This window comes from Streptococcus sp. (assembly GCF_019414905.1).
Taxonomy (GTDB): domain Bacteria; phylum Bacillota; class Bacilli; order Lactobacillales; family Streptococcaceae; genus Streptococcus.
Genome location: NZ_DXLC01000128.1, coordinates 1 through 9,970 on the forward strand (window position 1 = coordinate 1; position 9,970 = coordinate 9,970).

Consider the following 9,970-nt stretch of genomic DNA (forward strand, 5'->3'; position numbering starts at 1 on the left):
GTGCCTTGGACAAAATCAAAGGCTTGTTCTAATAGAACTACTCCTCAACACTTTAGTTGAGGAGTTTTTGTTTGAGCTGATCGCAAAAAAGATCCTTGAGAAAACTCAAGGACCTTTCTAGTCTAGTAAACTAGATTATTTTTTCAAGTTGTAGAATGATTTCAATCCACGGTATTCAGCTACTTCACCAAGTTGGTCTTCGATACGAAGCAATTGGTTGTATTTAGCGATACGGTCTGTACGTGAAAGTGAACCAGTCTTGATTTGTCCTGCGTTAGTTGCAACTGCGATGTCAGCGATTGTTGAATCTTCAGTTTCACCTGAACGGTGTGATACAACGGCAGTGTAACCAGCTTCTTTAGCCATTTCGATAGCTTCGAAAGTTTCAGTAAGAGTACCGATTTGGTTAACTTTGATAAGGATTGAGTTAGCAGCACCTTCTGCAATACCTTTTTCAAGGTAAGAAGTGTTTGTTACGAAGAAGTCGTCACCAACCAATTGAACTTTACCACCAAGACGTTCAGTAAGAGCTTTCCAACCGTCCCAGTCATTTTCATCCATACCATCTTCGATAGTGATGATTGGGTATTTGTTTACCAATTCTTCAAGGTAGTCGATTTGTTCTGCAGCAGTACGTACAGCTGCTCCTTCACCTTCAAATTTAGTGTAGTCGTAAACTTTACGTTCTTTATCGTAGAATTCTGATGAAGCACAGTCAAATCCGATAAATACGTCTTTACCAGGAACATATCCAGCAGCTTCGATAGCAGCAAGGATAGTTTCAACTCCGTCTTCAGTTCCTTCGAAACGAGGAGCGAATCCACCTTCGTCACCTACGGCTGTTTCCAGACCACGAGATTTAAGGATTTTCTTAAGAGCGTGGAAGATTTCAGCACCCCAACGAAGAGCTTCTTTGAATGATGGCGCACCAGCAGGTACGATCATGAATTCTTGGAAAGCGATTGGAGCATCAGAGTGAGAACCACCGTTGATGATATTCATCATTGGAGTTGGAAGAACTTTAGTGTTGAATCCACCTAGGTAGCTGTAAAGTGGGATTTCAAGGTAGTCAGCAGCAGCACGAGCTACAGCGATAGACACACCAAGGATTGCGTTTGCACCCAATTTACCTTTGTTAGGAGTTCCGTCAAGTGCGATCATAGCACGGTCAATAGCTTGTTGGTCACGTACATCGTAGCCGATGATAGCTTCAGCGATGATGTTGTTTACGTTGTCAACAGCTTTTTGTGTACCAAGACCACCGTAACGAGATTTGTCACCGTCGCGAAGTTCAACTGCTTCGTGTTCACCAGTAGAAGCTCCTGATGGAACCATACCACGTCCGAAAGCACCTGATTCAGTATAAACTTCTACTTCAAGTGTTGGGTTACCGCGTGAGTCTAGGACTTCGCGAGCGTAAACATCAGTAATAATTGACATTTCTTACTCTCCTTTGAGTTTAAATTTTTTACACCTCTATGATACCTTAAAAATACGCGTTTTTCAAGAAAAAACGTTATCTTTGTGCAAATTTTCCTTAACTTTATAAAGTAATCGCTTTCTTTTGTCTGTTTTATTCTAACTTTTATGATATACTGTTTTCATGACAGATTTATCGAAACAATTACTTGAAAAAGCTCATGGTGGGCCAAAATTAAATCCGGATGAGCAAAGACGCTATCTTGGTACCTTTGAGGAAAGAGTTCTTGGATATGCAGATATTGACACAGCAAATAGCCCGCAGTTAGAAAAAGGCTTTTTATCCATTTTAGAAAACCTTCAGGAAAAGGCTGAGCCACTATTTGTGAAGATTTCACCAACTATCGAATTTGACAAACAAGTTTTCTACTTAAAAGAAGCAAAAGAAACTGATAGTCAAGCTACCATTGTATCTGAAGAGCATACTTCTTCTCCTTTTGGCCTGATTATCCACACCAATGCACCAGTTCAAGTAGAAGAAAAGAACCTTCGACTTGCTTTTGCAAAACTTTGGGAAGTTAAAAAGGAAGAACCAGCCAAAACATCCTTATGGAAGAAATGGTTTGGCTAAACATTGCGCATACTTAATAAACGCCCAATATTGGCAGCCGTGCGCTCCAGATAGAGACCGGCATTTTTCAAACTATCTTCTAAAGGTTCGCTTTTCTCTAAAATAGAAAAGGCAGCTTGGATATTTTCAAATGGTAGGGAAGGTAAATCTTCAGCAAGACTACCACAAATAGCAATGACAGGAACTCCGACAGGGGTTCTTTTTGCAACGCCTATCAGCGCTTTCCCAGCAAAGCTTTGACTGTCCAGTCTACCTTCTCCTACAACAACCAAGTCAGCATCTGCAACTTTCTTATCAAAATCAATCAAATCTAAACAGGTATCAATTCCAGACACGATATTTGCCTGAGCAAAGGCACACAAACCAGCAGCAATGCCTCCACCAGCTCCTGTTCCTTTAATTTCCAATGTTACAGGTGAGACTTTTTCATAAAAATCTTGGATTGCCTGATCTACGGCCTCAAACATAGTAGGATCTAGGCCTTTTTGCTTGCCAAACGTGTAGGTCGCACCTTGATATCCACATAAGGGACTCACGACATCTGCTAAAATACGAATTTGAACATCTTCAGGAATTTCATAGCGATTTTCTATTGAAACAGAAGCTAATTTTAGTAAGGATTGACCGCAAGCGAGCAAAACATTTCCATACCTATCATAAAATTGATAGCCTAAACCAGCAGCAATCCCAATACCTCCATCATTACTGGACGTGCCACCAACGCCGATATAGATATCTTTAATCCCTTGAGCAATGAGATGGCGAATCAACTCTCCGATACCACGAGTTTGGATTTGAAGTGGATTTCGTTTCTCTATCGGAATCTTTCCAAGACCAACCAAGTCAGCTACTTCAAATAGTGCCAGTTCCCCTTTTTGAAAATAGCGCATGTCTTCTTTTGGTCCAAAAGGTCCTGTCACTTGGATCCATTTTTCTTCTAGGTCAAGTGAATGTCGAATATCATCTACTGTACCTTCGCCACCATCACCCACAGGGCAGAGGAGACATTCTACATCTGCTATCGATTGTTGGAAGCCTCTTTTAATAGATTCAGCTACCTCTTCAGAGGTCAAGCTTTCCTTAAACGAATCTGGTGCAATTACAATCTTCATATTTTCCCTCATTCTAAAAAGCCAATCAAAGGAAGAACTTCTAAAAAATCTCTCTTGTCAACATGATTTGGTATTTCCTGTTTCAGCACTTCTTTAGCACAAAAGGCGATTCCCAGTCCTGCTGACTTCAACATAAATAGGTCATTGGCCCCATCACCGATTGCAATCGTTCTTTCTTTAGAAAGTTTTAGTTCCTTTCTCCATTGTTCTAGAGTATCTTTTTTGACTTCGGGATTAATAATTTGTCCAATCAATTTTCCTGTTAAAAGCCCATTTTTTACTTCAACTTGGTTGGCAGAGAAATAGGCAATACCAAGGGATTTTGCTAATCTCTCAACTATTGGTGTAAATCCACCAGACACCAGACCAACTAGGATTCCATTCTTTTGGAGAATGGAAATGAATTCCTGGGCATTTGGCGATAGATGAATAGAGTTGAAGACTGTATCAAAGACCGAAATAGGAAGACCTTCCAAGAAGGACACTCTGTCTCGTAAACTGCTTTCAAAGTCCAACTCTCCTCGCATTGCCCGACTTGTAATCTGCGAAATTTCCTCCTCACGACCTACCTCTCTTCCCAACAAATCAATCACTTCTTCTAGGATTAAGGTTCCATCCACATCCATAACACACAAGCCTTTTACTTGAGACATCAGTTCTCCTCTCTAAACAGCCCAAAAATCGTATGAAGTCATCATACGATTTTATCTATTAATTAACTAAACTATGGTACAAGTCAAGGTATGACTTGCAGGCTGTATCCCATGAGAAATCACACTCCATAGCTTGTTTTTGTAGATTTCTCCAAACGTCAGGATGGTTTCTATACAAGTCCAATGCTGTTTGGAAAGTCCAATTTAACCAGTAAGGAGATAGATTGTCAAAGCTAAAGCCAGTACCGCTTCCTTCGATTGGATTGAAAGCGCGAACGGTATCTCTCAAGCCACCAACTTCATGGACCAATGGCAAGGTTCCGTAACGCATAGCCATCATTTGGGACAAGCCACACGGTTCGAAACGACTCGGCATGAGGAAGAGGTCACAAGCAGCATAGATTTCTTGAGCAAGTTTGACATCAAAAGTGATATTTGCTGATAGCTTATCTGGGTAGATTTGAGCAAACCATGAGAAAGCTCCTTCAAATGCTGGATCGCCAGTTCCCAAAAGAACAATCTGAACATCATTTTGCAAGATATGGTGAAGACTTTCAACCACCACATCAAAACCTTTTTGACGTGTCAAACGAGAAACAATTCCCACCAGTGGAACGTCGGCTCTAACTGGCAAGCCTACTCTCTCTTGCAATTTTGCCTTATTTTGGGCTTTTCCAGACAAATCTTCCAGATTAAAATGATAGTCTAAAAGAGCATCCGTCTGAGGATTATACAGGTCAGCATCAATCCCGTTCACGATACCAGAGACCTTGCCAGATTCCATTCGAAGAATCTGATCCAAGTTACATCCGAACTGACTGGTCATAATTTCATGAGCATAACTAGGCGAAACGGTTGAAACACGGTCCGCATAGAGAATACCAGCCTTCATCCAGTTCAGACAGTTGTTCCAGCGAAGGGTACCATCAGCATAACGTTCAAAACCGACTCCAAACAAATCCCATAACATTCCTTCTGAAAATTGTCCTTGGAATTCCAAATTATGAATGGTTAAAACTGTTTTAATTCCCTCATAGGCTTGAATCCAACGGTATTTTTCCTTTAACAAGAAAGGAATCATAGCTGTATGGTAGTCATGAACATGGAGAAGGTCAGGAATAAAGTCAATCCTTTCCATAGCCTCAATGGCAGCAAGTTGGAAGAAAGCAAAGCGTTCTCCGTCATCAAAATCACCGTAAACATGACCACGGAAGAAATAGTATTGGTTGTCAATAAAGTAGAAGGTCACATCATTTAGTACTGTTTTCTTAATCCCACAGTACTGTCTGCGCCAACCAACACTCACCTCAAAATGAAGAACATCTTCAATTTGATTTCCAAATTTAGCCTCTACCATGTCATAGTAGGGTAAAATCACTGCAACTTCGTGCCCAGCTTTTACCAGTGATTTTGGAAGAGCGCCAATAACGTCTCCCAAACCACCTGTTTTTGAAAAGGGGGCACCCTCTGCTGCTACAAATAAAATTTTCATGAATGAATATCCTCTGTTACTTTGCTACCTTTCTTAACGACAACTGGATGTTCTGCAGTTCCTCGAATCACAACACCTGGCTCAACTTCAACACCTTTGTCCAAGATAGCATATTCGACCTGAGCCCCTTCTCCAATAACAACACGAGGGAAGAGCAGGCTATCTTTAACCAAGCTATCCTTGTGGACATGAATATTACGTGATAGAACAGAATTAGCCACTTGACCTTCAATGATACTACCAGAAGCAAACTGAGAAGTACTTACCTTAGATGTATTGGCATAGTAAGTTGGCTCTTCGTTTTTGACCTTTGTATAAATCTTTTGATTTGGTGAGAAGAGAGAGTAGAATTTTTGTGATTCAAGCATATCTTTGTTAGCTTGATAATAAGACTCTACAGAGTGGATATTTGCCAGATAACCTGTGTACTCGTAGGCAAAAGCCCCTTCTTTTGCAGCCAAATCCCGTAAAACATAGCGCAACTTCTCTGGATGTTCTTTCTTAGCTTCTTCTTCTAAGCGTTCAATCAACCAAGGTGTATCAACGACAAAGATATCTGTAGACATGTTATAGATTTGGTCTGGTAACTTGCTATCAAAGAGTTTATGAGAACGAACATGGTCTGTTTCATCCACTTTTAAGATTGCGTTTACTTCTGAAATATCTTTTTTAGGTAGTTTTTTATAAACTACAGTGATTGGACCTTTTGTTGTACTGTGTAGGTGGAATACTTGGTTCAGATCAATATTAATCAAAACATCACAGTTAAGTGACACTGTTTGGTTTGAGCCGGAACGTTTCAAATAAGTAAGAAGCTGTTGGTAGTATTCTTTTCCAACTGTACTACTTTCCACACGGGTATTGTAAATACCTAGATAATAGTGACTGAGAAGGGTTGATAAGCCCCACTCACGTCCTGAGCGGATATGGTCAAAGACAGAACTGATATTATCTTGTTGGAAAATACCAAAGATACTACGGACACCTGCATTAGCAAGACTTGAAAGCGGGAAGTCAATCAAGCGATATTTCCCACCAAATGGCAAACTAGCTACTGGACGGTGGTCTGTTAGTGTTGACATATCATGAAAACCAACTGTATTTCCTAAAATGGCAGAATATTTATCAATCTTCATCTGTTGCTACCCCCACTACTTCATTATATCCTACAACTTGTACTTCTTCTGTTCCATCAATTTCGACACCGTCCGAAATAACTGCACCTTCACCAATAATGGCACGTTTGATTTTAGCTCCCTGACCAACAATTGCACCACTCATGATAACTGAATCCACTACTTCTGCCCCTTCGCGAACTTGCGCACCTGTTGAAAGGATAGAATGTTTAACAGTTCCATCTACAAAACAGCCATCGACAACCAAGGAATCTTCCACATGAGCATTTGTCCCAAGGAAGTTTGGTGGTGAAATTAAGTTTCTTGAGTAAATCTTCCATTGACGGTTACGGCTGTCCAAGGCATTCTCTGGAGAAATGTACTCCATGTTCGCTTCCCAAAGCGACTCAATCGTACCAACATCTTTCCAGTAACCTTTAAATTCATAGGCATAGACACTTTCACCTGACTCAAGGTAATTTGGAATGACATTTTTACCAAAGTCTGACATATCTACATTGCTCTTTTCAGCAGCAACAAGCATATTGCGGAGACGTTGCCAATCAAAGATGTAAATACCCATAGAAGCCTTGGTAGATTTAGGTTGAGCTGGTTTTTCTTCAAATTCCACAATGCGGTTATTGGCATCTGTATTCATGATACCAAAACGGCTAGCTTCTTTCAGGGGAACATCAAGAACTGCTACTGTCAAACTGGCATTATTATCCTTGTGAGACTTGAGCATATCATCATAGTCCATTTTATAGATGTGGTCCCCAGAGAGAATTAAGACATACTCAGGGTTGACACTGTCGATATAATCAATATTTTGGTAAATAGCGTGGCTAGTCCCCTCAAACCAACGATTTCCTTCACTTGCAGAATAAGGTTGAAGAATAGAGACACCAGAATTAATACCGTCTAACCCCCAACTTGAACCGTTTCCAATATGATTGTTAAGAGCAAGTGGTTGATACTGTGTAATGACTCCAACATTGTGAATCCCTGAGTTGGCACAGTTTGAAAGAGCGAAGTCAATGATACGGTAGCGTCCGCCAAATTGTACAGCTGGTTTCGCAAGGTTTTGAGTGAGTTTTCCGAGACGAGTTCCTTGCCCACCGGCAAGAATCAAAGCTAACATTTCATTCTTCATTTTCTACTCCTTTTTGGTTTTTATTTGTGACGGTTTTAGTAGATTTCAAGCGACGTTTGATTTTCCAAACACTTGCTCCCATAGCCGGTAGGGTAAAGGTCAAGGTCTGCTCATAATCTTTCCATAGTCCTTCTTGCGTTTGCACAGTTTGATTATGTTCTTTCCAAACGCCTCCCCACTCTTCTAACTCAGTATTCCATACTTCTTCGTAAATTCCTGCAACGGGTAGTCCGATTGTAAAATCTCTTCGTTCGACAGGTGCCATGTTAAAGACGCAAACTAGCATGTCGTCCTTCTTACCCTTACGGATGAAGGAAAGGACACTCTGGTCTCGATTATCCGCATCAATGATTTCAATACCATCATAGCTGGTATCGATTTCCCACAGACAGCGATGGTCTTTGTAAAACTGGTTTAGCTGAGAAGTGAAATACTTCATCTTAGCATTCATTGGATCTTCTAGATTAGACCATTCCAACTGTTCTTCAGATTTCCATTCTAGGAATTGACCGTATTCGCTACCCATGAAGAGCAATTTCTTACCCGGGTGACAAATTTGATAAGTGTAAAGATTGCGCAAGCCTGCGAATTGATTGTAACGATCTCCCCACATCTTATGCATCATACTCTTCTTACCATGAACCACTTCGTCATGTGAGAATGGTAGAAGATAATTCTCCTTGAAGACATACATAAAGCTGAAAGTCACCAGGTTAAAGTCGTATTTACGATAAATCGGATCTTCTTCATAGAAACGGAGAATATCATTCATCCAGCCCATATTCCACTTATAATCAAACCCAAGACCATCTGAATCCTTGGTGTCAGTAATCTGAGTAGCTGATGAACTTTCTTCGGCAATCATCATCACATCTGGATGAGCTTGTTTAATGACATCATTCAAACGTTGAAGGAAATAATAGCCCTCGTAGTTGAGATTTCCGCCATCTTTATTAGGCGTCCATGGTGCATCATCATAATCAAGATAGAGCATATTGCTAACTGCATCCACGCGAATACCGTCCAAATGGTAAAAGTCAATCCAAAACTTGATACTAGAAATCAAGAAGGACTGGACTTCATTTTTTCCAAGGTCAAAATTGAGAGCACCCCAACCGTAGTTATGAGCCTTATTATGGTCTTGGTATTCAAAAGTCGGAGTCCCATCATAATAAGCCAAGGCATCATCATTAATGGTGAAGTGACCAGGCACCCAGTCCACAATAACGCCTATATTGTTTAAATGGCATTCCTCAACAAAATCTTGAAACTCTTCAGGACGACCATAGGCATGCTCTAAAGCAAAGTACCCCATAAGCTGGTAACCCCAACTCAAACCGAGAGGGTGAGACATCAAAGGCATAAACTCAATGTGAGTATAGTTCATCTCAACCAAGTAAGGAATGAGTTCATCTTTCAATTGAGCAAAACTATAGGGATTACCATCTGGATTTCTCTTCCACGATCCAGCATGAACTTCGTAGATATTGACAGGACGCTCTTCAAAGCTCAAGCGTTTTCTACGAGCTAACCAAAGTCCATCCTTCCATTTCTTTTCTGGAATATCTGTTAAAATAGCTCCAGTGCCCGGACGTGACTCATATCGTACAGCCAAAGGGTCAATCTTCATAAGCTGATGACCATTTGCGCGTGTGATATGATACTTATAAATTTGGCCTTCTTGAGCAAGAGTAGTAAAGACTTCCCAAACTCCAAATTCATTTCGTTCCATCGGAATTTGATTTTCTACCCAATTCGTGAAATCTCCCACCAAGTGGACAGTCTGAGCATTGGGAGCCCACACACGAAATGTATAACCGTATTCTCCATTTAGTTCTTCCCTATGTGCTCCTAGATAATGCTGAAGGTGAAAATTTTCTCCTGTCATAAAGGTGCGCAAAGCTTCTCTTTTATCCATAATACCTCCTCTTTTCTGTAAGCGTTTTCTATAGATTTATTATACTACCTTTTTAGGGAAGATTCAAGTAAATTACGGAATTTGCAAAAAAATCTTTTGAAAGTCTTCAACAAATTCACTGATGTGTTCACTTGTAAATCAAGAAATTTTCAAACAGATTATGAAAACGAATTGTTTTTTTACAATACTATCATAAAGTTCGTCATTTTACTAATAAAATTGTTGTTTTAAAGTAAAAAATAAAACCAGGAAAACAATTTCCTGACTTTACATTTTATTTCACATCAAAAACAATGGATTTGACATTTGTCATCGCTTCAATGCTATATTTAATTCCTTGCACTCCAGCTCCAGAACCTTTGACACCAAGGAATGGGAAATTATCTGGACCACGTTGGGTTTTATTATTAATATGAACTGTACCCACTTCAAGTTTTTCAGCAATTTCAAAAGCCTTTTTGAAATCATTTGTAAAGA

General features: G+C 40.1%; 9 protein-coding genes. 1 reads left to right on the top strand and 8 read right to left on the bottom strand.

Translation table 11 applies throughout. From position 1 onward, the window contains the following. Positions 1–135: 135 nt before the first annotated feature. Positions 136–1,440, bottom strand: a complete 1,305-nt coding sequence (gene eno, locus QZ359_RS03805) for a surface-displayed alpha-enolase (RefSeq protein ID WP_293960488.1) — start codon at positions 1,438–1,440, stop codon at positions 136–138. A 163-nt stretch (positions 1,441–1,603) separates the two neighbouring features. Between eno and QZ359_RS03810 the strand changes: the two genes are divergently transcribed. Beyond that, entirely contained in the window at positions 1,604–2,050 is a 447-nt protein-coding gene (locus QZ359_RS03810; protein WP_261040060.1) for a DUF1694 domain-containing protein, read from the top strand. Here QZ359_RS03810 and QZ359_RS03815 read toward each other — a convergent pair. The 7 genes from QZ359_RS03815 to QZ359_RS03845 form a co-directional block, all read right to left on the bottom strand. Continuing rightward, on the bottom strand, positions 2,047–3,162 hold the full coding sequence (locus QZ359_RS03815) for a glycerate kinase (protein WP_293960493.1): 1,116 nt from the start codon (positions 3,160–3,162) through the stop codon (positions 2,047–2,049). The genes QZ359_RS03810 and QZ359_RS03815 overlap by 4 nt on opposite strands. An 8-nt stretch (positions 3,163–3,170) precedes the next feature. Then, positions 3,171–3,815 (bottom strand): phosphoserine phosphatase SerB, encoded by a 645-nt coding sequence (gene serB / locus QZ359_RS03820; RefSeq protein WP_261141000.1) that lies wholly within the window; start codon positions 3,813–3,815, stop codon positions 3,171–3,173. A 58-nt stretch (positions 3,816–3,873) separates the two neighbouring features. Beyond that, positions 3,874–5,307, bottom strand: a complete 1,434-nt coding sequence (gene glgA, locus QZ359_RS03825; RefSeq protein ID WP_261141001.1) for a glycogen synthase GlgA — start codon at positions 5,305–5,307, stop codon at positions 3,874–3,876. After that, on the bottom strand, positions 5,304–6,443 hold the full coding sequence (glgD, locus tag QZ359_RS03830; RefSeq protein WP_261141003.1) for a glucose-1-phosphate adenylyltransferase subunit GlgD: 1,140 nt from the start codon (positions 6,441–6,443) through the stop codon (positions 5,304–5,306). The genes glgA and glgD overlap by 4 nt, the downstream gene beginning before the upstream one ends. Next, positions 6,433–7,575, bottom strand: coding sequence for a glucose-1-phosphate adenylyltransferase (locus tag QZ359_RS03835; protein WP_261097472.1), 1,143 nt, complete (start codon positions 7,573–7,575; stop codon positions 6,433–6,435). The genes glgD and QZ359_RS03835 overlap by 11 nt, the downstream gene beginning before the upstream one ends. Next, positions 7,565–9,493, bottom strand: a complete 1,929-nt coding sequence (gene glgB / locus QZ359_RS03840) for a 1,4-alpha-glucan branching protein GlgB (RefSeq protein WP_293960502.1) — start codon at positions 9,491–9,493, stop codon at positions 7,565–7,567. Before glgB ends, QZ359_RS03835 begins: the two co-directional genes overlap by 11 nt. 274 nt (positions 9,494–9,767) lie before the next feature. Next, positions 9,768–9,970, bottom strand: a 203-nt coding sequence (locus tag QZ359_RS03845; protein ID WP_293960505.1) for an aldehyde dehydrogenase family protein, incomplete at its 5' end; no start/stop codon positions are given.

Excerpts from the sequence above, each read along its gene's own strand:
- glgB (WP_293960502.1), bottom strand. The coding sequence starts at position 9,493 with ATGGATAAAAGAGAAGCTTTGCGCACCTTTATGACAGGAGAAAATTTT.
- glgA (WP_261141001.1), bottom strand. The coding sequence starts at position 5,307 with ATGAAAATTTTATTTGTAGCAGCAGAGGGTGCCCCCTTTTCAAAAACA.
- serB (WP_261141000.1), bottom strand. The coding sequence starts at position 3,815 with ATGTCTCAAGTAAAAGGCTTGTGTGTTATGGATGTGGATGGAACCTTA.
- QZ359_RS03815 (WP_293960493.1), bottom strand. The coding sequence starts at position 3,162 with ATGAAGATTGTAATTGCACCAGATTCGTTTAAGGAAAGCTTGACCTCT.
- QZ359_RS03835 (WP_261097472.1), bottom strand. The coding sequence starts at position 7,575 with ATGAAGAATGAAATGTTAGCTTTGATTCTTGCCGGTGGGCAAGGAACT.
- QZ359_RS03810 (WP_261040060.1), top strand. The coding sequence starts at position 1,604 with ATGACAGATTTATCGAAACAATTACTTGAAAAAGCTCATGGTGGGCCA.
- eno (WP_293960488.1), bottom strand. The coding sequence starts at position 1,440 with ATGTCAATTATTACTGATGTTTACGCTCGCGAAGTCCTAGACTCACGC.
- glgD (WP_261141003.1), bottom strand. The coding sequence starts at position 6,443 with ATGAAGATTGATAAATATTCTGCCATTTTAGGAAATACAGTTGGTTTT.